Genomic DNA, 25,135 nt, shown 5'->3' on the forward strand with positions numbered 1-25,135 from the left:
ACAAATAAGTGACTAAAACCATCGTATTGGCCAGCAATAACGCCGGAAAAATTAAAGAATTTAACGCTTTGCTGAGCGATATGGGGTTTGATATAAAACCCCAAAAAGAGTTTCAAGTAGAAGACGCCGATGAAACAGGGCTAAGCTTCATCGAAAATGCCATTTTGAAAGCCCGCCATGCTTGTGAAAAGACTGGCCTACCCGCTCTGGCAGATGATTCCGGCATTGAAGTTGACTATTTAAATGGTGCTCCGGGGATTTACTCGGCCCGCTTTGCTGGCGAACACGGTAATAACCAAGCCAACAATGATTTGCTGCTACAAAAACTAGACGGCGTACCAACGGAGCAAAGAAGCGCTCGTTTCCACTGCGTGCTGGCCTACATGCGCCACCAGAATGACCCGACACCAAAAGTCTTTCATGGTGTTTGGGAAGGTCGCATTCTAACCTCAACAGAAGGCCAGGAAGGTTTTGGTTATGATCCGCTGTTCTTCGTACCTGAATGCGATTGCAGCGCCGCCAGTTTGCCGAAAGAAGTCAAAAATCAGATCAGCCACAGAGCCAAAGCCCTACAACAACTACTGGCGGCATTTCAGCAGGGTCAGACCTTGTGAGTCGATTGCTGCCACCACTCAGCTTGTACATCCACCTACCTTGGTGTGTCAAAAAGTGTCCTTACTGTGATTTCAACTCCCATCAAGCAGATCGTTTTACACAAGACGATCAACTGCCCGAGGAAGCCTATCTCGCACAATTATTGGCGGACCTTGAAGTCGATTTACCTTACATCGCAGGGCGACCAATACAAACCGCCTTCATTGGCGGCGGTACGCCCAGCTTAATGAGCGAAGACTTTTATTATCGCCTAATGGATGCACTTCGCGACAAACTGACTTGGGCTGACGACGCCGAAATTACCATGGAAGCCAACCCAGGTACCTTTGAACAAGAGAAGTTTCGTCACTTTCGACAAGCAGGCATTAATCGACTCTCCATTGGTATCCAAAGTTTTCAGCCAAAGCTGTTGAAAACCCTAGGAAGGATCCACAATCGTGAGGAAGCCATTCACGCTGTGGATAAGTCCAGAGCGGCTGGCTTCGATAATATTAACCTAGATTTAATGCACGGATTACCTGAACAAAGTTTAGACATGGCCATGGCGGATTTAACATTGGCCATGACACTAACCCCTGAACATCTTTCTTGGTATCAACTCACCATTGAACCCAATACTGAGTTCTATCGTCGTCCTCCTGCCTTACCAGAAGACAATACGCTGTGGGAAATTCAAGATGCAGGGCAAGCTTTATTGGCTGCGCAAGGTTATGCGCAATATGAAGTGTCAGCTAACGCCAAACAAGGACGCCAAGCCGCACACAATTTAAATTATTGGCGTTTTGGTGATTACATTGGCATAGGAGCGGGAGCCCACGGCAAGATCACATTAGTTAATGGTCAAATATTTCGTACTCGAAAGACCCGTCACCCAAATCACTATTTGAACAACCTACCAGAAGCATTGGTTATCAAGGAAGCCATTAACCCAGAGGATATGCCTCTGGAGTTTATGATGAATCGATTACGCTTGTTTGAATCCTTTGATTTGCAGGAATATCGAAGATATGCGCAGAATGAGCTGCCAAAATCACTGATTCAGGCCTGTAATGTCGGTTTAAAGCGAGGGTTACTCGACGAAAATGCGTGGCAAAAAGAACACATTAAAACCACGGAAAAAGGCAAACTCTTTCTCAATGAGTTACTTGAACTCTTTTTACATTAATGCCTGCATCAAGGGTGCATCGTATTTACTATAATTTGACATCTAACTAAATTGATGTAACTCTTGCCCCGATAATTCAAAAAAGGCCGTCTTCGATGGCCTTTTTTGGCTTAATTGGAATATCAAATTAGTGATTTTTTCAATGAGACACTCAATGTTAAATACTTGATTGCGTTCTGTTTTGAACCATAAGTTTCCTTGTAAGCCGAATGCTATGTTTAGCACTCCTATGATTCAAAACAGAACAAAATAAGTCGCTTAAAGAACAATTTAAGAAGCATTATTCTTATAGGGTTAAGTGATAAGTCGTGACATTCACGCATGTAGTTTCACATAGAGAAATTGGAAAGTTTCACTTCATCAGGAGAATATTATGAGTAATAAAGCACCTGACAGTGGTCGGGCGGAATACAACACGTCTTATAAGGTTGGACAGGATAATATCCAATTCTTTGGTTTAGACGTTCTCAACCCAGTGTTCACCACCAGCGCCTTGATCATCTTGGCTTTCATTCTTGGTAGTATCTTATTCCCTGCCGATGCAAGTGCGGTTCTTTCCGGTGCCAAAAGCTGGTCGATTAATAACTTCGACTGGTTCTTTATGGTTGCAGGTAACATCTTCGTTCTATTTTGTTTGGCTTTAATCCTATTGCCTTTTGGTCGAATCCGCCTTGGCGGTACTGAAGCGAAAGCTGAACACTCGACCATCACATGGTTCTCCATGCTGTTTGCCGCTGGTATGGGCATAGGCTTGATGTTCTGGAGTGTGGCAGAGCCTGTCGCCTACTATACGGGCTGGTACGGTACACCATTCGAAGTCATGAAAAACACCCCTGAAGCGAAAGATCTTGCCATGGGGGCGACCATGTTCCATTGGGGGCTTCACCCTTGGGCTATTTACGCAGTTGTGGCACTTTCATTAGCCTTTTTCGCTTACAACAAAGGGTTGCCTCTAACAATCCGTTCCGCTTTTTACCCATTGTTTGGTGAAAAAGTATGGGGCGTTATTGGTCACTTCATTGACATCATTTCTGTCATTGCAACCATCTTTGGTTTGGCAACCTCTCTTGGCTTTGGTGCGCAGCAAGCCACCAGTGGTTTGAATTTCTTGTTTGATATTCCCAACACACTCACCACACAAATTGTGGTGATCTGTGGTGTGACAGCGATTGCCATCTTCTCTGTCGCTCGTGGTCTTGAAGGCGGTGTGAAGTTGCTATCCAATATCAACATGATCATTGCTGCCGCATTGGCCATTTTCATCGTGATTGTTGGTCATACTGGTGCGATCTTCGCAGCGATGGGATCTTTCTTACTGAACTACGTTGAGCACATTATCCCATTGAGTAACTGGATTGGCCGTGAAGACGAAACCTTCTACCACGGTTGGACTGTGTTCTACTGGGCTTGGTGGATTTCCTGGTCACCTTTCGTCGGTATGTTTATTGCGCGCGTTTCTCGTGGTCGTACCGTACGCGAATTTATCATTGCCGTATTACTTGTCCCCACTCTGGTAACACTTGTCTGGATGTCTGTATTCGGTGGGTCGGCATTGGAACAGGTTCAAAATGGTGTTGGCGCATTGGCAAATGGTATTAGTGATTCTTCTTTGGCCATGTTCCAAATGTTTGAGCAATTACCACTTACTGCGATTACCTCTTTCGTTGGTATCATTCTAGTTTTGGTATTCTTTGTCACCTCATCTGACTCAGGCTCCCTAGTAATCGATGGTATTACTGCCGGTGGTAAAACCGATGCGCCAATGGTCCAACGTGTTTTCTGGGCTGTCTTGGAAGGCATCATCGCCATTGCATTGCTTGTCGGTGGTGGTTCTGAAGCGCTTGGTGCCATTCAAGCTGCCGCCATTACCATTGGCTTACCTTTCACACTATTGATGCTGGTTATGTGTGTCAGTTTGTGGAAAGGCTTGAGCAGCGATATACATCTCTACAAATAAGTCAAAAACGCGAACGACCTCTGTCGTTCGCGTTGTTTTTTTCTCACAGATACACTATCATCGCCTCATCTTAGGGGAGTAATCTTCTTTGCTATTTGCAAAGATTCTTTGTCAACATAATTGAGCCTCATGCTCATGGCAAAGAAGTCCTGACGCCATTCGCAGGATTGATGAGACTTAAGACAAGGACTTGACTCAGGTGGGCTCAAGTTGTTTGTCTTTCGTACTATTGCCCACCTAGGACACATCAAACAATGGAAGCGCTGTTTACTTCTACTTCAACTGTTGCTTTAGCCGAGATGGGGGATAAGACCCAATTATTGGCGCTCTTTCTAGCGACACGATTTGCCTCAAAAACCCCCATTGTACTTGGCATCTTCATCGCCACCTTACTGAATCATGCTGTGTCGGCGTGGTTTGGCGCAGCGGTTGCGGCATGGATTCCAACCTATTTTGCTAGCTGGATTGTGGGATTCAGTTTCATCGCAGTGGGGTTTTGGTTGCTGATTCCAGACAAGGATGAAAGTGAGGAGAACTCTTTACTGAAATATGGTGCGTTTGGCGCCACGTTTTTGCTGTTTTTCCTAGCTGAAATTGGCGATAAAACACAAATCGCCACGGTTTTATTGGGTGCTCACTATGGCAGTGTTTGGGCGGTCTTGATAGGCTCAACACTTGGAATGATGCTTGCCAACCTGCCCGTAGTCTATGCTGGGCGCTGGTTGATGGATAAAGTGAACGCCGACAGCACTCGAAAACTGGCTTGCTTACTCTTTATCATCATCGGCATCATCACCATTATGACTCCGCTACTCACTTAAAAGGCCTAGTTATGGACGTTGAGTTAACTGAAATCTTGGAAGCCATTTGTCAACACGCGCCCTTCAATGATATGGCAGAAGAAGCCCAGCTTAGTGAAATGACAAAGGAAATCGACATCCAATACGTTCGCGCAGGCGAATGGGTTATTTCCCCTGGCACGCTCAACAATACTTTATTTTTTATTCGAAGCGGGGCCATTGAGGCCTTAAGTAGAGAAAGCAAACTCATTCGTCGCATGAATGAAGGGGAATTGTTTGGCTACGCTTCCTTATTACGCGGCGGCAAGTCATCACAATCCATGCGCGCTATAGAAGACAGTTTACTGTACCGCATTCCAGCACGTTGGTTTCTTAAGTTATACGAAGAAAACGACACCTTCTCCGACTTCTTTGAGCTTGCACGGGAAGTGCGACTTCGCCTTGCAATGGATGCCCAAAGTTCTAATGTCTCGCTAATGACCTGTCCCGTCATCAGCTTATTAAGACGTCAGCCAATTAGTACCAAAGCGGATTCAGACATACTCACCGCAGCGCAAATCATGACCGAAAAGCGCGTCTCCAGTTTGTTAATCACAGAACAGGATGAGTTGATTGGCATCGTCACCGACCGAGATCTACGAACTCGGGCCCTAGCCAAAGGCTTGCCTCTTGATACGCCGATTGCCACCATTATGACACCAGACCCTATCGTCATGGACAGTCGTGACTACGCTTCTGAAGCGGTGCTCAAGATGATGGAACGCAATGTTCACCACTTACCTGTGATTAAAGACAATCGGCCCATTGGGGTTGTCAGCACGGGCGACATTGTCCAAAAAGAAAGTCACGGCAGCGTGTATTTAATCAGTGATATCTTCAAACAATCTAGCATAGAAGGTTTACAGGCCATCAGCCGTAAAATGACGCATACCTTCACACAGCTGGTCGTGGCTGACGCCAACACACAAATGATTGGTAATGCCATGTCACACATTGGCACCGCATTTGTTAAGCGTTTACTTCAGCTTGGCGAGGAACAGTTTGGTCCGGCACCAATTCCTTACTGCTTTATTGCATTAGGCTCTCAAGCTCGAGAGGAACAAATCATTAAAACCGATCAGGATAATGCTCTGATTCTCAGTGATAAATACGATGAAGCCATTCATGGTGACTATTTTGAAAAACTCAGTCAATGGGTGTGCCAGAACCTCGACAAATGCGGCTATGATCTGTGTAGTGGTGACATTATGGCGTCTAACCCGCGCTGGCGTCAGCCTATATCCGTATGGAAGCAGTACTTTACCGATTGGATACGTGAGCCCAAAGCCGAAGCCTTGTTACGCATGTCTATCTTCTTTGATTTACGTGACATTTATGGGGACAAAACCCTAGCGACCAAACTCAATCGCCACATTCGCGCAGAAGCCAAAGCCCATTCAGGCTTTCTCACCTTCATGGCGCGTAACGCGAACCAAAGAAAGCCGCCTCTGGGTTTTTTCCGTCAGTTTGTCTTGGACGGTGAAGGCAAACAATCACGCACCTTCAACTTAAAAGAAAGAGGCATAGCCCCCATTATCGACATAGTGCGAGTGCACGCTTTGGCCATTGGCAGTAATAAACTCAACACCTTAGAGCGACTCGAAGACATAGAGGCAGAAGGGCTTCTCCCTGATGGACGAGCAAAAGATTTGGCGCTAGCCTTAGAAATGATTGGCATGGTGCGTGTTCGTCACCAAAAAGACCAAATTGATGCGGGCGAAATCCCCAATAATCACGTCAACCCAGCCAACTTATCCTCTTTCGAAAAGCGCCACCTCAGGGACGCTTTTCACATAGTGTCGCGCCAACAAGAATTCATTAAATTTCGCTATGCTGGTAAACGCAGTTAAATTATGGCCAAAATTGAGTTTAATCAAAACGTTACCTTCCAAGATTGGCAAGCTAACTTTGAACAATGGGCCGAAGAAGCTCCTGAGGGTGCTCTGAAGCGATATTATCAAGCGGGTATGATGAGTGCCGCGACACCACTAAAAGACAGTCCGTTATTAGCATTGGATTTAGAAACCACGGGATTGGACCCGAAAACCGACGAAATCATCAGCTTGGGATTAATCCCCATGACGCATAACGCCATTCGATGTCAGGGCGCGCGCTATTGGATTGCGAAACCCAAGCACGACTTGCACGCCGAGTCCGTTACCATTCATGAAATTACTCATGCCGAATTGGCCGAAGCGCCAAGATTGGACAGCATTTTAGATGAGATTTTGGACACCCTAGTTCAGCAAGTAGTGGTCGTACATTGTGTCGCCATTGAGCGTCAGTTCCTGTTAGAAGCCTCGCTTAAACGCTACGGTTACCCGTTATATTTCCCCGTATTAGACACCATGGACATAGAGCGACAAGTGCAACACAAACCTTGGTGGAAGCGCTTTGGCAAGCCACCTTCATTGCGCTTGGATGCCTGTCGACAACGTTACCATTTGCCTAGATACAAGGCCCATCATGCCCTCACGGACGCATTATCGTCTGCTGAGTTACTGCAGGCACAAATTGCTTATCACATGAATCTGGATGCTGACATCAGTGACTATTGGCTTTAACTGTTCGCTATAACAGCCCAGCCCTTACTGGGCTGGACAGCTCTCGCGAATCACTAATTCGGTTTCTAATACGACGTCTTTGGCTTCGCGTAACCCAAGAAACACTTCCGCAGCGACTCGACCTTTCTCCACGGTTTGCTGGTGAATAGTGGTAATGGATGGATGAAAATTTTCACTTTCAGCAATACCGTCAAAGCCCACCACTTGTAGATCTTCTGGCACACGTAGACCAAGTTGAAGTGCCGCTTGAACCGCCGCAATGGCAATGCAATCACTCATACAAAGCAATAACTTGGGGCGATCCGCCATGGTTAACGCTTCACGAGCGGCTTGGTAAGCCAACTTGTGACTATTTTCTGGAATGTTCCATATGCACTCTGATGGTACGGTAATTTGATGTTCTTTTAAGGCTTCAAAATAACCGTACAATCGTTGAATCGAAATGGAGGCCGCACGATCAAATAATTCATCTTCACGAATACGACAAACTCGGTCAGTATCCAATAGACTCAACCCTAGAATGGCCACGGTTTCCGGATTGTGCTGCAAGGCATGTTTCGCAATGATGTAAGCACCACTGTGGTTTTCGACATTAACCGATGTCGTACCAGGAATGAAACTGTCAACTGTGATGATGTTTTTATTAGGCATCAGCCACGGAGCATTAATACACTGTTGAGGTTTATGGCCATATACAATGAACCCATCGACCATGGAAGACTGCATACGGCTTTGAGCATCTTGTTCCACTTCATCAGAGGACAACAGCAGCATATTATATTCATTGGCTTCAAACACTTCCGCCATGCCTTTCAGAAATTGATTCGCGACGGGGTCTGTTAAGCTGTAACTTAAATCATCCGACAACACTATGCCAACAATCCCTGTTCGCCCAGTTCGTAAGCTTCTTGCGGCGGCATTTGGGCCAAAATAACCCATTTTTTCACATTCGTTAAGAATGTTTTCGCGCAGATTAGCCGACAATTGATCGGGACGATTAAAGGCATTTGAGATGGTTGCCGTTGAGACCTCTAAGCGTTCCGCAACGTCTTTTAAGGTCAGTTTTTTTATACTTTTTTTCATACAAGCACTCACTAGAATTAAAAGTCTTATCCACCTAATAGTCCATTATGACACTCTGGATAAGACTCAAACATTCTATCAAGCTTTCTGAAAAGTACGAATAGCCACAGTCACCTTAAGGGTTTTATGCGGCTTTCGTGAATTTTTCTTTAACGCATACGAGCGTAACAAGCTTGATAAGCAGGTAAAGTCAGAGTTTGACCGACTAACTGACAAGTAAAACCATGGCCTTCTAACAGCTCAATGTCCGCTGTACTCAAGGCCGCTACTTGCTCTTTACCCGTCATGTTTAAAACCACCAAGATCGACTGATCTTCATAATCACGAACAAAGGCGATCAAATCACCGTTGGCCACGTCAACTTGAGTCAGCTCACCGTTCACCAATTCAGGCTGTTGTTGACGCCATTTAATAAACTGACGCATTTTGTGCAGCAAGGAATTCGCATTGGCTTCTTGCTCCGCGACACTCAATGGCAAATGATTTTGATCGACTGGCAACCAAGGTTCAATGGTCGAAAAGCCACCCTGAGGTTTGTTTTCCCATACCATTGGCGTACGGCAGCCGTCACGACCCTTAAACACAGGCCATAAAGGAAAACCGTATGGATCTTGAATGCGCTCATAAGGTACGTCCGCTTCTGGCAAACCAAGCTCTTCACCTTGATACAAGCACACACTGCCACGAATTGACGCAATCAGAGCTGTGGTAATCAATGGGTAAGCTTCACCATCATCATCCGCGCCCCAACGAGTACGTGCACGCACTACGTCATGGTTAGATACCGCCCAACATGGCCAACCATCACCTACGATGTCCTGCATGTTTTTCAGTACATCACGAATGTAAGCTGGGGAATGAGGCTTGTTCAGTAAATCAAAGGTATACGCCATGTGCAGCTTATCGCCGCCAGAAGTGTATTCCGCCATACGATTTAATGGGAAGTCATCGCCGATTTCACCCACCGTGGTACTACCTGGGAACTCATCCATCAAAGCACGCAGCTCTTTCAAAAAATCTATGTTCTCAGGACGACTCAAATCATACACATGACGCTGATAAGTATATGGATTGTCTTCTGGTGCCCCTTTGGTTTTTGGCTCACCAGCAGGCACAGGAGGATTGTCTTCAAGACCTTCACTGTGGAAGTAGAAGTTCACCGTATCCAAACGGAAACCATCCACACCCAGCTCCAGCCAAAAACGCATATTATCTAGGTGCGCTTTACGGACTTCCGGATGGTGGAAATTCATGTCTGGCTGAGACTCTAAGAAGTTATGCAAATAGTATTGCAAGCGACGACTGTCCCATTTCCAAGCACTGCCTCCAAAAATGGACAACCAGTTATTTGGTGGTGAGCCGTCTGGCTTAGGATCCGCCCAAACATACCAATCGGCTTTCGGATTGGTTTTATCCTGACGACTTTCTTCAAACCAAGGATGCACATCAGAAGAGTGACTAATTACCTGGTCGATCATGACTTTTAAATTCAAATCATGGGCACGATTAATCAATTTTTTAAAGTCTTCTAGACTGCCAAACATCGGGTCGATGTCGCAGTAATCAGACACATCGTAACCAAAGTCTTTCATCGGTGACGTGAAAATAGGCGATAACCAGATCGCATCCACACCAAGGGACGCGACATAATCCAGTTTACTGGTAATACCAACCAAATCCCCTACACCATCACCATTGGCATCCATAAAACTACGCGGGTAAATTTGATAAATGATCCCGCCTTTCCACCAGTTCAAGTTGGTTGTCATATCGACTCTCCAAAAACAAAAAATTTGGGATGAGTACTCGGCTCATCCCAATCAACAATAAGACTTTAAAAATTAACGACGATAAGACAGTTCGTTATCATCAAATAAATGCATTTTTTCTGGCAAAGCCGATAAGTGAACCTGGTCACCACGCTGAGTTTTCAAAGTACCAGACTCTTTTGCAATCACCATCTCTTCACAACCTGGCACTTTCACATACAGCAAAGTGGCTTCCCCTAGGGATTCAACAAACGCAACGCTACCGGATAAAAAGCCTTCTTCTTGGCTCGCCACAACACTCAGATCTTCAGGACGAATACCGAAGAATGCGGCTTTAGACTGTTCACTCGCCTCCGTTGCAATAGACGCCGTCAACGTCATCTCAGAGGACAAAGAGACCTCTGTTTGTGCTCCCGTTTTTTCAATGCGGCATGGCAGAACATTCATGGCAGGTGAACCAATGAACTTCGCCACAAAGACATTTGCAGGGTGTTCATAAAGCTCAAGCGGTGAACCAACTTGCTCAATATTACCCGCTGACAAGAGCACGATTCGATCCGCCAAGGTCATGGCTTCGACCTGGTCATGGGTAACATAAATCATGGTGGAGTCAGGCATGCTTTCTTTAAGGTTGGCAATTTCCATACGTGTTGCAACACGCAGCGCCGCATCCAGATTCGACAAAGGCTCATCGAATAGAAACACTTTTGGACGACGAACAATCGCACGACCAATCGCCACACGCTGACGTTGACCACCAGACAAGGCTTTTGGCAAACGATCTAAATAAGGCGTCAATTGCAGCATATCAGCGGCTTTACGTACTTGCTGATCAATGTCTTCTTTGCTGGTTTTAGCGATTTGCAAACTAAACGCCATGTTGTCATAGACAGTCATGTGCGGGTACAAAGCGTAACTTTGGAATACCATCGCGATACCACGTAACGCTGGTGGAATATCATTGACAACTTGGCCGTCAATTTCCAACGTACCAGCCGAAATGTCTTCCAAACCTGAAATCATACGCAGTAGCGTGGATTTACCACAACCAGACGGCCCAACAAACACGATAAATTCGCCCTGTTTGATGTCTAGGTTTATGTCTTTAAGTACTTCCACTTTATTGGAGTAAATTTTCTTTACATGGGTTAACTTAACATCAGCCATGATTTAAATGCCTCAATCTAAATGCTTACCTTGAGTGGGGAGCTTGGCTCAACCCACTCGCCTAGGTGGTTTTATTTCACAGAGCCTGCCAGCAAACCGCGCACTAAATAGCGCTGTAAGCTAAAGAAGACCAATAACGGAATAATAATGGTGATAAAAGCAGACGCCGTCAGAATCTCCCAGTTACCACCTCGGGAACCCAATAACTCACGAAGTTGACCCGTCAGCACTAAATGCTCTTGGTTATTACCCAAAAACACCATGGCAATCAGTAAGTCGTTCCATACCCAAAGGAATTGGAAGATGGCAAAAGACGCCAACGCAGGGAAAGACAATGGCAAAATGATTTTGCGGAAAATATCAAAGTCAGAAGCTCCGTCGACACGTGCCGATTCGATAATTTCTCCCGGCAAACCTGAGATGTAATTACGCAGTAGATAAATCGCCAGCGGCAAACCAAATCCAGTATGCGCCAGCCAAATTCCCACATAGGTTTTTGACCCCACCCCGAAGAATTCACCGATCAAGTTGTAACTCTTTAGCAACGGAATCAACGACATTTGCAAAGGCACCACCAATAATCCCACCACGCCAGCAATCAGCAGCGCGCGCCCAGGAAAACGCATCCAAGCCAAAGCATAAGCTGCAAACGCCGCCACCAAAATGGGGATAATGGTCGCTGGAATCGTTACGGTCAGCGAGTTAATAAAGGATTGTCCGAGACCTTCGGCGTTCAACACTTCACGATAATTGTCTAAAGTAAAGCGCGGAGGGATTTCGGCCGTATAGAAAATACGCTGACCACGAGACCCTTTCCATTCAGTCGGTGAAGACAAGACATAATCGCCATTTGCATTTACTTGTAATGTGCGGCCTTTTTTCATCTCGGCTACTTCGCCAGCGGCAAAGTTTTCAGGCTTTAGCGAGCTGAAACCGAAACGAGCGATTTCACCTTTACCACCTTCCAGCAAATTACCACTAATCACAAATCGATCACCTTGCTGCACTTGTGATTTAGGCTCATGAGCCCGTACCACAAGACGCTGTTCAGACGTTGATAACGCCGTCCACCAGCCGGATACCGAAAGTTGATCTTTGTCTCGAATCGAAGAAATAAACAGGCCCGCCGTGGGAATCGTCCACAACACCACCAAAAACAGAACCGTCGCATGCACTAAAAAAGTCAGTGGCGTACGTTTTGAAGAAGAGACCATCTTAACGCCCCTCCATTTCTGCGTTTGCACGCTTTATATTCCAAATCATAATAGGAATAACCAATACCATAATCACAATCGCTACCACTGCGCCACGACCAAAGTCGCCGCCACCACGGAACATCCAATCAAACATTTGATTCGCCAGAACTTGCGTATCCCACTGACCATTGGTCATCGCCAACACTATGTCGAAGACCTTCAACACCAAAATGGTAATCGTCGTCCAAACCACGGCAATCGTACCCCAAATTTGCGGCACCATGATTTTGAAGAAAATTTGAACACCATTGGCACCGTCTAACACCGCGGCTTCAATAGTCTCGTCAGGAATACCACGTAATGCGGCAGACAAAATCACCATAGCGAACCCAGTTTGAATCCAAACTAAGATGATCATTAAGAAAAAATTGTTCCAGAAAGGAATGGTGATCCAGTTTTGAGGTTCACCACCAAAAAACACCACAATAGCATTTAACAAACCAATCTGAGCATCGTCACCACTGCGGAAATCGTAAATAAACTTCCAGATCACCGAGGCGCCAATGAAGGAAATGGCCATTGGCATGAAGATCAGACTTTTGGCGATATTACCCCACCAAATACGGTCGGTCATGGTGGCAATAATCAAACCAAAGAAGGTCGCTGCCGTCGGCACAACAATCAGCCACAACATGTTATTGCGGAAAGATTCAAAGAATTCATCACTGCCAAATAACCAAACATAATTGGATAGGCCAACAAATCCATCTCCCGTTCGGTCAAAGAAAGACAGACGGAAAGAGTCGATCACGGGATAGAATAAATAAAAGGTTAGCAGTAGAACAGCTGGGCCTAAAAACAACCAAGGACGAACCATATTCGCAGTACGCAAATTTCGCGCGATCTGCTCATAAGGTCGATTTTTGGTCGGAAACAGTTTATCTAATAGAAAATTAGATCCGTAGAAATAGGCTGCGCATCCCAATACACCCATTATCATAATCGCTAATGCAGAAGCGAGCTGGGCCATAACATCTCCAAGGTACATTGACGATGAATAGGACTCACGTCCTTCATCTTTTATCTGGCAAATAAATTACAAAAAGCCCCCAAGCAAACAAGGTTACTTGGGGGCTTAACAAATGGGATTACTTCAACGCATCCCACGTTTTCTGAATGTCTTTCGCGACTTCTTTAGCTTCTTTGCCACCAGTGTAATCGACCATACCAGTCCAGAAAGAACCCGCACCGATCTTACCCGGCATCAAGTCAGAGCCATCGAAACGGAAAGTAGTAGCATAACGCAAAATTTCACCCTGCTTACGTGCCGCATCGCTTGAGTACAACTCTGGGTTAGCACCCAAATGAGCCGACAAGAAACCGGTTTGCGCCATCCACAATTCGTGGGCAATAGGTGAACGGATGAAATCAATAAACGCACGAGCACCTTTAGAGTCATTGGTAATACTCACCAAAGTACCGGCACCCAATACTGGATTACCTAGCTCTTTCGACTCGTAAGATGGGAAGTAAAAGAAGTCAGCATCCAAACCAAGCTCCGTGCCTTCCGGGAAGAAAGCAGGGATGAAAGACGCTTGTCGGTGCAGGTAACATTTTGGTGGCGACTGGAACAAGCCTTTCGGACTGTCACGGAAGTCCGTTGAAGACACCGCACCGGCACCACCATCAACGTATTCGTCGTTACGTGCAAACCAACCAAACTCTTCGATGGCACCCACGATACGTGGATCATCAAATTTCACTTCATTGGTCACCCACTGGTCGTAAACAGACGCAGGCTGAGTACGAAGCAACATGTCTTCCACCCAGTCTGTTGCTGGCCAACCCGTTGCTGCACCGGAACCTAGACCGATACACCAAGGCGTACCGCCGTCAGCAACGATTTCTTTGGTCAGTGCTTTCAATTCTTCCATGGTTTCTGGGATGTCATAACCCGCATCCGCAAAGTTATCAGGCGAATACCAAACCAGAGACTTCAAATCAGCACGGTAAAAAACACCGTAAAATTCTTTCTCGCCTTGAGAATCTTTAAAGGTCGCCAAATCAACCCAAGATTGACCTGCCGCGTAATCTTTCGCGACAGCGTCTTTAACATTGTCGTTTAGTGGCGTTAGAAAACCTTTCGCAGCTAAGTCTGCCGCCAATCCTGGCTGAGGAAATACCGAAACATTTGGTGCACTGCCCGCTTGAGCATCAATCACAATCTGTTGTTCAAAAGAGTCAGAACCTGCATAACTAACTTTGGCGCCAGTCGCTTCTTCAAAATACGCAATTACACGATCGAAGTTGGCTTTCTCATCGCCCATCCAAGGGCCGAACACAGAAATGGTTTCGCCAGACAAATTAGTTGATTTTAACGCTTCGTAATTTTCCCAATGGAAACGAGAGTCTTCGCCAGGCTTGAATACAAGATCAGCAGCCGATGCCGACGTTGCAGAAAGTGTCATAGCAATTGCCATAGACAGAATGGATTTTTTCATCATTGCTCCTTACAGACTTGCTAAGGAAACTCCTAAGCTTGCCTTTGTTTGTTATTATCATGCGTCGAAACAAGGTTCTCAATCCTTCTATAAGGATTAAGAAGATTTTTAATTATTAACAATCAAAGCCCCTGCTTCAAGCTTAAGAACCCCTTAATATCGTCTTAATTCTGTTTTCAATTTAGTATACTTTGGTGAAAAAGCGAGCTAATTTTCACCTCAAGAAGTGTCTAAAAAAACAACAGAGTTATTTTTTTACCAGTTTTCAGTAGGTTAAATCCCATTAAAATCGCTCAATTTTATACTTTTAGCCCCCTAACTTGATTGGGCTAAGATTTATATTCGACATAAAAAAAGCGCGGATAAGCCGCGCTTTAAAGGAGTTTCTTAATACTCTAAATAAGTTCTTAACCGTTTAACTAAATCAACTAAGTTATAGTATTACCTAACATCTTAAAAACGTTTTAGTTGTGCTTTTGCTTCGGCCAAATTAGGCAAAGATGGATAAGCACCAAGCTTGGTCACAGAGTCAGCACCACAGGCGGCCGCGAAACGAATCACATCGACCAAGTCTTGCTTTGAAAAAGCCGTAATAGATTGACGATCACCGCCTTTTTCTGCCAATTGATACAACAATCCACCGACAAAAGCATCGCCCGCGGCTGTCGTGTCTTTTACCTCAACCTTCGGTGTCACAACCTCGCCTTCACCTTGCTCTTTGGTGTAAAAACGAATGGGATTACCGCCATCCGTTAATACAAACAAGGTGACACCTGCGTTTAAAGACTCGTCAATCAAAGCAAACGGATCTTCGGCCATCACCGCCAATTCTTCTAGACTAGCTTTGACCACATCCGCCGACTGCATCCAGTCAATTACACGCTGACAATCTACTTCGCCATTTGGCCACAAGTTAGTACGCAAGTTCACATCAATACTGACAATCCAATTGGCTTGTTTTGCCATTTGAATGCCAGCTAAAGTCGCTTTCGTAATGTCAGCATCGGTTAACGTGTTTGAACAGGTATGGAACACTCCTTTCGCATCGGCAAACCAACTCGCATCAAAGTCTTTTTCACGGAACAAGATGTCCGCTGACGGGCTACGGTAAAACTCAAAACTACGCTCCCCCGTGTCATCCAAATTGACGAAGGCTAAAGCGGTTTTTGCTGCTTGAGTCATCAGCATTTTGCTGGTTTCGACACCATAGTCTTCTAATGACGCTTTTAAAAAGTGACCAAAAGCGTCGTCGCCAACTTGGCCAACAAAGTGACTGTTACCGCCTAAACGTGCGACGGCAACCGCCACATTGGCTGGAGCGCCGCCCGGAAATTTGGTGAAGGACTCTAATTCACCGGCTTTTGTCGCACCATTGGATAGGAAGTCAATTAGGGCTTCACCGAACGCCATCACTTTTGTTGTCATTGTCTTTATCTCTTAAATTTCATAAACAAGGGTAAGATTAGTTGAAAAATTATGCAGGTGAGAAGAAATTAAATCAATTTAATTTATTTAAATACCAAAGGCGCAAACTCTCCTTAGCCAATTGGTTCAAAGATACTTTCTTGCTAGACTCGAAGCCGATAACAATTACAATTTAACTTGTCCGCGAGTAACTGAGCAAAAGTATGACCAAAGCCAAACGTATCTATGTTGTAGACGATGATGACGAGATTCGCACCCTGCTCAAATCCTATTTGGAAAAACATCAATTTACTGTCTTCACAGCAGATTCAGGCGAATCGTTTTTAGCCGATTTTGATCCAGACCAACACATAGATCTGGTTATTTTAGACATCATGCTACCCGGTCAAGATGGCTTTTCTGTCTGTCGCGGACTAAGAGAGCAGTCCCAAGTCCCTGTCATTATGCTGACCGCCAACTCAGATGAAATGGATCGCATTATTGGCCTCGAAATTGGCGCTGACGACTACCTTGCCAAACCCTTCAATCCACGCGAGCTGCTGGCCAGAATGAAAGCCATTCTACGTCGGATGGAACAAATCGAAGTCAGTGAACACAGTCATACCAACGAAGCTCATCGTGTTTATCATTTTGCCGATTTCACCCTAGACACCTTATCCCGCGAGCTACATTACGCTGATGAAAAAGAATCCCTATCGGGTGCCGACTACAACTTACTCATGTTGTTTTTGAAAAACCCAGGAGAGGTATTGACCCGAGAACACATTGCCGAAAATACTCGCGGACGTGACAGTACGCCTCTAGATCGTTTCATTGATGTGCATGTCAGCCGCTTACGACATCGATTAAGAGAAGATGCCCGTCACCCGCAGTTAATCAAAACGGTTCGCGGTCAGGGCTACATATTAACCGCTTCCGTCAACGCCCTCGATCATGCCAACTAACTCGCCTCCCCTTCTATCCAAACGCCTAAAGCGCTGGTCTCAGTCCTTAACCGGGCAGATCCTCATCATTATGGCGTTAGGGGTTGCGAGCGCTCAATTTATTAGCTCTACTTTCTGGCTCCGACAACTGGAATCGGATACCGAACAAAACGTACGAGAAGTGTCTAAACACATGGCGTTTCGTATTGCTGCCACGGTCAGTTACTTCACCTCATTACCAACCAACTATCGCCACATCGTCATTGACCAATTACAAGACATGGGCGGCACACGCTTTTTTGTCACGCTCAACAAAGAAGAAATTCTTATCAACCCTTTGGAAGCGTCTCCACTCAAGGACGTTGTGAAACAGGAAGTAAATGACACACTGGTGAAACAGCTTGGTATTCATAATGCCAAAATTGCTTTTTCCAGTCCCAGTGACTTACACGTCATCAATAACCAAACCCGTTTGATGGACTTGCCGGAACGTTGGGGACATCACAGTTTGCTTGTGAAACCACTCACCCCGCCGATTATTGTGATTCAAATCCCCATCAACGACAAAGATTGGCTCTATCTTGCCAGCTTAATGCCAGACCCTTATTTTTTAGATGACACCACAGCAGTCAGTGGCGACCGGCTCTTTTCTATGGCGATGTCGGTGATCACAGTGCTGTTATTAAGCATTGTTATTCTTCGCCGCGTTACCAGACCTCTGGCCACGCTCGCCCGAGCAGCGGAGCGTTTCGGACAGGGTGATTGGCGCCCCATGAAAGAAAATGGCAGTGTAGAGGTACGCAATACCGCCAAAGCCTTCAATGATATGCAGCGTCGGATTCAACGCTACTTAAATGACAGAGAAAGATTGTTCGCCGCCATTTCGCACGATTTAAAAACGCCCATTACTCGATTACGATTACGAGCGGAGATGCTCGACGAAGATGATATCCGCGATGCCATGATCCGTGACCTTGAAGATTTGGACATGCTGGTCAAAGGAGCCCTTCAGAGCGTTAAAGAGACAGACATTCATGAAAACCGTGTCGAAGTCGACATTAGCCGCATGCTCAAAGACATGCAGTCAACAGCAAATATCCAGCGTCCTAAAATCATCATTAAGGGGGCTTTATCTCATCCTTATATAGGAAAACCACTGGCCATTAAGCGCTGTTTAGGCAACTTGGTCGACAATGCCTTGTATTATGGAAAGTCCGCCACCATTCACATAGAAGACGATGACGAAGCCGTGTGCATTCGTATTTGCGACCAAGGTCCAGGCATTCCCATCGACAAAATAGACAAAGTATTTCAACCCTATACACGACTTATGGCCGATCACACAGGTCACCCAACAGGGATGGGGCTGGGGCTCAGTATTGCCCGCAACATCGCACGGGCCCACGGCGGAGAAGTCACCTTGAGCAACCATCCAGAGCAAGGTTTGGAAGCAAAAGTCTGGCTACCTCGTCACTAGAAAATCATAGTTAATCCTCAGTTATGCAAGACTTTGTTACATTAGGTTGCTCTACTTTACCCCTTCTCTTTATTTACTTTGCTAAATTCACTAACTCGTATAAAGGCTTAAGCTAAATTTTAGTAAATTTGTACGAAATAAGAATAATCAAACATAGTCAAAGTCAACGCGCATTTGACAAGATGAAATAACAATAACAAAGGTTTCTATCATGAAAAAAATTGCCTTAGGATTAACATCTGTTGCACTTTCATTAGCCGCGGTACAAAGCCAAGCTGGTGAAGTAGAAGTTCTTCACTGGTGGACATCAGGTGGTGAAGCAGCGGCTATTAACGTACTTAAAGACGAAATGGTTGATGCTGGCCACACTTGGAAAGACTTCGCAGTCGCAGGTGGTGGCGGTGAGTCAGCCATGACAGTACTAAAATCTCGCGCCATTGCTGGCAACCCACCTTCTGCTGCTCAAATCAAAGGACCAACCATTCAAGAATGGGGTGACCTAGGTTTCCTAACCAACCTTGACGACGTCGCTGAAGCTGGCGATTGGGATGTTATCCTGCCAGGCGTTGTGAGCGAAGTCATGAAGTATGATGGCCATTATGTTGCTGCACCGGTTAACGTTCACCGTGTAAACTGGATGTGGGCAAACCCAGAAGTATTCCGTAAAGCCGGCGCTTCTATCCCAACCACTTGGGATCAATTCATCGTCGAAGCGAAAAAGATCAAAGCAGCGGGTTTCACACCATTGGCTCATGGTGGTCAAGCTTGGCAAGACGCGACTCTGTTTGAAGCCATTGCACTGTCCAAAGGCTCTAAATTCTACAACAGCGCGTTCCTTGGTCTATCTGACAAAACCCTACGCAGCCAAGACATGATCGACGTATTCAGCACATTCAAACAAATGCGTGAATTCGTTGACACAGGTTTCTCTGGTCGTGATTGGAACATCGCTACGTCTATGGTGATCAATGGTGAAGCCGCCATGCAAATCATGGGTGATTGGGCGAAAGGCGAATTCACCGCAGCGGGCAAAAAAGCCGGCATCGACTATGTTTGCTACCCTGCACCAGGTACAAGCGAGGCGTTCACCTTCAACATCGACTCTCTAGCGATGTTCAAAGTTGACGGTAAAGATCAGCAAGTCGCACAAAAAGACCTTGCTCGTTTGATTCTTGAGCCTAAGTTCCAAGAAACGTTTAACTTGAATAAAGGTTCTATCCCAACGCGTTTAAACATGCCTCGTGATAAGTTTGATACTTGTGCACACTCTGCAATGGATTCTTTCCTAGCCAGTTCAACAACAGGCAACCTAGTACCAAGTATGGCGCATGGCATGGCAGTAAACTCTATGGTTCAAGGCGCTATCTTTGACGTCGTGACAAACTTCTTCAACGATGACTCTATGACATCTGAAGAAGCCGTAGACAAGCTAGCTCGTGCAATCAAAGCCAGCATGTAAGCACCTATTCGCAAGTCTGTCTTGCAATAAGTAAACGAGGCTGGCCCTCAAGCCAGCCTCTTCGTTTCTTCTCTGTAGTGAAGCATCAATTATGAATACAAAAGCTGCCAATTCTGAGCCCAAAAAGGCTCAGTCAGGACGTCCTGCACGCCTTAGTTTGGCTGATTGGATGCCAAAAATCGTCATGGCGCCGACCGTAGTCGTTACCCTAGTGTGTATATACGGCTATATGATTTGGACAGCCGTTCTGTCTTTTACCAACTCTCGTATGTTACCCAGCTACAAGTTTGTTGGTGTTGAGCAATACGAGCGTTTATTTAACAACGATCGCTGGATCGTTGCGCTGACCAACCTTGGTATATTTGGCGGACTTTTTATCTTGATCTGCCTATTCCTTGGGGTGGTACTGGCCATCTTCTTAGATCAAAAAATTCGCGCCGAAGGGGCGATTCGTACCATCTACTTATACCCTATGGCGATCTCATTCATCGTCACAGGTACCGCTTGGAAATGGTTACTAAACCCAACTAACGGTTTTGAAAAGCTGATGATCGATCTGGGCTTCGAGAACTTCAGATTTGATTGGTTAGTCAATCCAGATATGGTGGTTTACTGTTTGGTCATTGCCGCGGTATGGCAGGCATCTGGTTTTGTTATGGCACTTTTCCTTGCCGGTTTGCGTGGTGTCGATGGTGACCTAATCAAAGCGGCTCACCTAGACGGTGCCGGCACGTTTACCACTTACCGTCGCATTATCCTACCGTCGTTGAAACCAGTCTTCTTCAGTGCCATGGTGATCTTGTCTCACATTGCCATCAAGAGCTTCGACTTGGTCGCCGCATTAACCAACGGTGGTCCAGGTTATGCGTCTGATCTACCGGCTAACTTCATGTACGCCCACACCTTTACCCGTAGTCAGGTTGGTTTAGGGTCGGCTTCTGCAATGGTGATGCTAGGTTGCGTGTTGGCGATCTTGATCCCATATCTGTACTCAGAATTACGAGGTGAACGCCATGAGTAAAACATCTACTGGCCGCCAAACTACCTGGGTAGAAAAGGCCTTACGTGCTGCCCTGTACGCTGTGTTAATCATTATGGCAGCTGTGTATCTGATGCCGTTCTTGGTTATGTTGTTGACGTCACTTAAAGACGTTGAAGAAATTCGTACCGGTACCTTATTGTCTTTACCTAGCACCTTGGATTTAAGCGCTTGGGGCAAAGCATGGGGCGAAGCTTGTACAGGTAACAACTGTGGCGGGATTTCACCTTACTTTTTGAACTCCTTCCAAATCGTTATTCCAGCAGTATTAATTTCAACCTTGCTGGGCGCCATCAATGGCTATGTTATTTCCCTATGGAAGTTTCGTGGTAGTGACTTATTCTTTGCGGCACTTTTAGTCGGTTGTTTCATTCCTTTCCAAGTCATTCTATTGCCAATGGCGCGTACGCTTGGATGGTTGGGCATTGCGAATACCACGACAGGCTTAGTCTTTGTTCACGTGGTTTACGGTGTGGCCTTCACAACACTGTTTTTCCGCAATTTCTACCAAGCGATTCCTGGCGAATTGGTGAAAGCCGCACGCCTTGATGGCGCGGGTTTCTTTACCATTTTCTACCGCATCATTTTGCCACTGTCGACGCCCATTATTGTGGTAACGGTAATTTGGCAGTTCACTCAAATCTGGAATGATTTCCTATTTGGCGTGGCCTTCTCTGGCTTTGACACTCAGCCTGTAACCGTGGCCTTGAACAACTTGGTTAACACCAGTTTTGGCGGGAAAGAATATAACGTGGATATGGCCGCAGCCATCATCGCAGCCCTACCGACTCTGGCTGTGTATGTGCTAGCAGGCAAATACTTCGTCCGTGGTTTAACAGCCGGTGCCGTAAAAGGCTAAGCCTTTACCGTGCCGCACTTCCTAAGCACAACAAACAGCTTAGGAGATACAAAATTTTGGAGTAATAACATGGCAAATTTAGTCATTGATAATGTTAAAAAGCGCTACGGTACGACCGAAGTATTGAAAGGCATTAATATCGCCATCGAAGCTGGGGAATTCCTGATCCTAGTTGGCCCATCAGGTTGTGGTAAATCAACGCTGATGAATTCCATTGCTGGTTTGGAAGACGTGTCTGAAGGCCGTATTTTGATTGCCGATAACGACGTCACTTACACCAGTCCGAAAGACCGCGACATCGCCATGGTGTTCCAGTCATACGCCTTATACCCAAACATGACCGTCGCACAAAACATCTCGTTTGGCTTAGAAATGCGTAAAGTCGCCAAAGAAGAGCGTGAGGTGGAAGTACAACGAGTGGCTGAGCTGCTGCAGATCAACCATCTGTTGAACCGTAAACCTGCGCAGTTATCAGGTGGCCAGCGTCAACGTGTGGCAATGGGCCGTGCATTGGCACGTCGCCCTCAGCTTTACTTGTTTGATGAGCCGCTGTCTAACCTAGACGCCAAGCTGCGAGTGGAAATGCGTACCGAAATCAAAAAGCTGCACCAGAAACTGGGCACCACCATCGTCTATGTAACCCATGATCAGATTGAGGCCATGACCTTAGCCGATCGTATCGCCGTGATGAAAGATGGCGAAGTACAACAACTGGGGACACCACAAGAAATCTATGACAACCCTGCGAATCTTTTCGTAGCGGGCTTCATGGGCTCACCTGCGATGAACTTCATCCCAGCCAAGGTGGTTTCTCAAGACGGTGCGCCTATGTTGGAACTGGCGACTAACTCAACCGTTAGCTTGCCATTCCCAAAACCAGACGCCTTAGCAAATCACATTGGCCAAACTGTATTACTGGGCTTACGTCCTGAAATGATCACTGAGCCACAGCCTCATAAAGTGGGCCAGAACTTCGTGACGACAACAGACATCAAGGTAGAAGTGACTGAGCCAATGGGGGCCGACACCATGATCATCACTCGCGTTAACGATGCCGAGATCAACTGTCGTTCCAACCCAGCTTATCCAGCAGCACCAGGGTCTGTGATTGAAATGATGTTTGATACTTCTAAAGCCGTAGTCTTTGATCAAGCAACAGGTCAGCGCTTAGACAAATAATATTGCGTCATTAACGACCCAATATTTTAGTAAAGCCCATGCAAAGTTTGTCAGATTTTGCGTGGGCTTTTTTTACATTCATGATTAAATTTTGCACAAATGGTCAGTTTTTTTCCTTAATCTCTCGAACTTGTCACAAATATGAGATACATTTCTGTAATAATTGATCAGAAGTGCTATTACATAAATGCACTCGATTGATGTATTTGTTCAACCAATCTCAGTATTACACTCAAGGAATCACAGCATGAAATCAACAAAGCGTTTTGTTACGCATCTTGCGGTCTCCAGTGTTGTCCTAGCCATTGCAGGCTGTTCAATGATGGGCCCAAAACAACCTGATTGGCAGGAAGATAAAGAATATCGAGTAACCATTTTGCACACCAATGACCATCACGGTCGCTTCTGGCAAAGCAGTCGTGGCGAATATGGTATGGCGGCTCGCAAAACTCTGATCGACAATATTCGTGAAGAAGTCGCGCTAGACGATGGCAATTCACTATTGTTATCAGGTGGTGACATTAACACAGGCGTTCCTGAATCTGATCTACAAGACGCTGAGCCAGATTTCCGCGGCATGAACATGCTGAAGTACGATGCCATGGCATTGGGTAACCACGAATTTGATAACCCTCTTTCCGTACTTAAACAGCAACAAGAATGGGCAGGTTTCCCATTCCTATCGGCAAACATCACAGACGCAAAAACCGGTAAGCCATTATTCGACGCTTACAAGATTTTCCAAGTCAATGACTTAAAAGTGGCGGTAATGGGTCTAACCACTGACGATACCGTAAAACTAGGCAACCCTGAGTACCTAGAAGGCATCAAGATTGAGTCGCCTATCAAGGTAGCGGCGAAATTGGTTCCTGAGCTACGCAAAAAAGCCGACATCGTGGTTGCTGTGACACACATGGGTCACTACAACAACGGTAACTACGGTGGTAACGCGCCAGGTGATGTGACGCTAGCTCGCACAGTACCAGGCATTGATGTGGTTGTCGGTGGACACTCTCAAAACCCATTGTTCCAACCAGATGAGCAAAACGGCACCCTTATCCTACAGGCTCACGAGTGGGGTAAATACGTAGGCCGTCTAGACTTTGTCTTCAAAAACGGTGACATCGTATGGTCTGAGTACCGCCTGATTCCTGTTAACTTGAAGAAAAAAGTGAAAAACGCAGAAGGCAAAACTGAACGGGTTTTCATCGAAGAAGAAATTGCTCAAGACCCAGAAATGCTAGCCATGTTGACGCCTTTCCAAGAAAAAGGTCAGGAAGAGCTAAACGTTGAAATTGGCTTCTCTAACGGCGATTTTGTCGGTGAGCGTGGCGTGGTACGTAATCAAGAAACCAATCTAGGTAACCTGATCTCACGCGCCATGAAAGAAAAAGTTAACGCTGACATTGGTATCATGAACTCTGGTGGTATCCGTGACAACATGGAAGCCGGTGTGATTACCTACAAGAGCGTCCTAAAAGTACAGCCTTTTGGTAACGCCATTTCTTACGTTGACCTTACCGCCGCTGAATTAACTGACTACTTGTCCGCCGTAGCAAGCAAACAAGCTGGCACAGGTGCTTTTGGTCAATTTGACGGTGTAGCGCTTACATTGAAAGACGGTAAAGCAACTAATATCATGGTAAATGGCCAACCATTAGACGCAGCTAAGAGCTACCGTGTTGCCATCAACAGCTATGTTGCAACTGGCGGTGACGGCTACCCTAAAGTGATCGACCACGCTAACTACGTGAACTCAGGTTATGTCGACGCTGACGTCTTGGTAGAATACGTTCAAAACAACGCTCCATTGGATATTGCTGACTTCACCCCAACGGGTAACGTTAAGCGCTAATCCAATCAATAACCCGTTATAAAAAAGCCCTGACTGTTAAGGTCAGGGCTTTTTTTTGCCACC

The 25,135-nt window shown here is 45.9% G+C and carries 20 protein-coding genes and 1 riboswitch; of the genes, 13 read left to right on the forward strand and 7 right to left on the reverse strand.

All coding sequences use genetic code 11. From position 1 onward, the window contains the following. The first annotated feature begins 8 nt into the window (after positions 1–8). The 6 genes from MAR181_RS17370 to MAR181_RS17395 all read left to right on the forward strand — a co-directional run bounded on the left by MAR181_RS17370 (position 9) and on the right by MAR181_RS17395 (position 7,140). Positions 9–614: an XTP/dITP diphosphatase gene (locus MAR181_RS17370; RefSeq protein WP_013797900.1), complete on the forward strand. Its 606-nt coding sequence runs from the start codon at positions 9–11 to the stop codon at positions 612–614. Continuing rightward, positions 611–1,780, forward strand: a complete 1,170-nt coding sequence (hemW, locus tag MAR181_RS17375; RefSeq protein ID WP_013797901.1) for a radical SAM family heme chaperone HemW — start codon at positions 611–613, stop codon at positions 1,778–1,780. Before MAR181_RS17370 ends, hemW begins: the two co-directional genes overlap by 4 nt. Before the next feature lie 373 nt (positions 1,781–2,153). Then, on the forward strand, positions 2,154–3,737 hold the full coding sequence (locus tag MAR181_RS17380; protein WP_013797902.1) for a BCCT family transporter: 1,584 nt from the start codon (positions 2,154–2,156) through the stop codon (positions 3,735–3,737). A gap of 61 nt (positions 3,738–3,798) precedes the next feature. Continuing rightward, positions 3,799–3,906: riboswitch (yybP-ykoY riboswitch) on the forward strand. A gap of 85 nt (positions 3,907–3,991) precedes the next feature. Next, positions 3,992–4,558, forward strand: a complete 567-nt coding sequence (locus MAR181_RS17385; RefSeq protein WP_013797903.1) for a TMEM165/GDT1 family protein — start codon at positions 3,992–3,994, stop codon at positions 4,556–4,558. 11 nt (positions 4,559–4,569) lie between these two features. After that, positions 4,570–6,426 (forward strand): DUF294 nucleotidyltransferase-like domain-containing protein, encoded by a 1,857-nt coding sequence (locus MAR181_RS17390; RefSeq protein ID WP_013797904.1) that lies wholly within the window; start codon positions 4,570–4,572, stop codon positions 6,424–6,426. Positions 6,427–6,429: 3 nt separating this feature from the next. Continuing rightward, on the forward strand, positions 6,430–7,140 hold the full coding sequence (locus MAR181_RS17395; RefSeq protein ID WP_013797905.1) for a 3'-5' exonuclease: 711 nt from the start codon (positions 6,430–6,432) through the stop codon (positions 7,138–7,140). 24 nt (positions 7,141–7,164) lie between these two features. Here the strand turns inward: MAR181_RS17395 and MAR181_RS17400 are convergent, their stop codons facing one another. From MAR181_RS17400 to MAR181_RS17430, 7 genes are all read right to left on the reverse strand, one after another. Then, positions 7,165–8,223, reverse strand: a complete 1,059-nt coding sequence (locus tag MAR181_RS17400; RefSeq protein WP_013797906.1) for a LacI family DNA-binding transcriptional regulator — start codon at positions 8,221–8,223, stop codon at positions 7,165–7,167. Between the two features lie 149 nt (positions 8,224–8,372). Beyond that, complete coding sequence (locus MAR181_RS17405) at positions 8,373–9,992, reverse strand: alpha-glucosidase family protein (RefSeq protein ID WP_013797907.1); 1,620 nt, start codon at positions 9,990–9,992, stop codon at positions 8,373–8,375. Positions 9,993–10,064: 72 nt separating this feature from the next. After that, the gene (locus MAR181_RS17410; protein ID WP_013797908.1) at positions 10,065–11,159 is read right to left on the reverse strand and encodes an ABC transporter ATP-binding protein; all 1,095 of its coding nucleotides are present in this window, start codon (positions 11,157–11,159) and stop codon (positions 10,065–10,067) included. Positions 11,160–11,230: 71 nt separating this feature from the next. Further along, positions 11,231–12,373, reverse strand: a complete 1,143-nt coding sequence (locus MAR181_RS17415; RefSeq protein WP_013797909.1) for a carbohydrate ABC transporter permease — start codon at positions 12,371–12,373, stop codon at positions 11,231–11,233. 1 nt (position 12,374) lies between these two features. Further along, the gene (locus MAR181_RS17420; protein ID WP_013797910.1) at positions 12,375–13,385 is read right to left on the reverse strand and encodes a carbohydrate ABC transporter permease; all 1,011 of its coding nucleotides are present in this window, start codon (positions 13,383–13,385) and stop codon (positions 12,375–12,377) included. Between the two features lie 118 nt (positions 13,386–13,503). Then, positions 13,504–14,856, reverse strand: a complete 1,353-nt coding sequence (locus tag MAR181_RS17425; protein WP_013797911.1) for an ABC transporter substrate-binding protein — start codon at positions 14,854–14,856, stop codon at positions 13,504–13,506. A gap of 453 nt (positions 14,857–15,309) precedes the next feature. Beyond that, entirely contained in the window at positions 15,310–16,281 is a 972-nt protein-coding gene (locus MAR181_RS17430; RefSeq protein ID WP_013797912.1) for a carbohydrate kinase family protein, read from the reverse strand. Between the two features lie 203 nt (positions 16,282–16,484). On the opposite strand from MAR181_RS17430, the gene MAR181_RS17435 reads away from it, so the two are divergent. The 7 genes from MAR181_RS17435 to ushA all read left to right on the forward strand — a co-directional run bounded on the left by MAR181_RS17435 (position 16,485) and on the right by ushA (position 25,072). Continuing rightward, complete coding sequence (locus MAR181_RS17435; protein WP_013797913.1) at positions 16,485–17,225, forward strand: response regulator; 741 nt, start codon at positions 16,485–16,487, stop codon at positions 17,223–17,225. Then, positions 17,215–18,681, forward strand: a complete 1,467-nt coding sequence (locus tag MAR181_RS17440) for an ATP-binding protein (protein WP_013797914.1) — start codon at positions 17,215–17,217, stop codon at positions 18,679–18,681. The genes MAR181_RS17435 and MAR181_RS17440 overlap by 11 nt, the downstream gene beginning before the upstream one ends. A 211-nt stretch (positions 18,682–18,892) precedes the next feature. Continuing rightward, positions 18,893–20,140, forward strand: a complete 1,248-nt coding sequence (locus MAR181_RS17445) for an ABC transporter substrate-binding protein (RefSeq protein ID WP_013797915.1) — start codon at positions 18,893–18,895, stop codon at positions 20,138–20,140. Positions 20,141–20,231: 91 nt separating this feature from the next. Next, positions 20,232–21,161 (forward strand): carbohydrate ABC transporter permease, encoded by a 930-nt coding sequence (locus MAR181_RS17450; protein ID WP_013797916.1) that lies wholly within the window; start codon positions 20,232–20,234, stop codon positions 21,159–21,161. Continuing rightward, complete coding sequence (locus tag MAR181_RS17455) at positions 21,154–22,038, forward strand: carbohydrate ABC transporter permease (RefSeq protein WP_013797917.1); 885 nt, start codon at positions 21,154–21,156, stop codon at positions 22,036–22,038. The genes MAR181_RS17450 and MAR181_RS17455 overlap by 8 nt, the downstream gene beginning before the upstream one ends. A 69-nt stretch (positions 22,039–22,107) precedes the next feature. Then, entirely contained in the window at positions 22,108–23,217 is a 1,110-nt protein-coding gene (locus MAR181_RS17460) for an ABC transporter ATP-binding protein (RefSeq protein WP_013797918.1), read from the forward strand. Positions 23,218–23,464: 247 nt separating this feature from the next. Further along, positions 23,465–25,072, forward strand: coding sequence for a bifunctional UDP-sugar hydrolase/5'-nucleotidase UshA (gene ushA, locus MAR181_RS17465; protein WP_013797919.1), 1,608 nt, complete (start codon positions 23,465–23,467; stop codon positions 25,070–25,072). Positions 25,073–25,135 lie beyond the last annotated feature (63 nt).

This window comes from Marinomonas posidonica IVIA-Po-181 (assembly GCF_000214215.1).
Taxonomy (GTDB): domain Bacteria; phylum Pseudomonadota; class Gammaproteobacteria; order Pseudomonadales; family Marinomonadaceae; genus Marinomonas; species Marinomonas posidonica.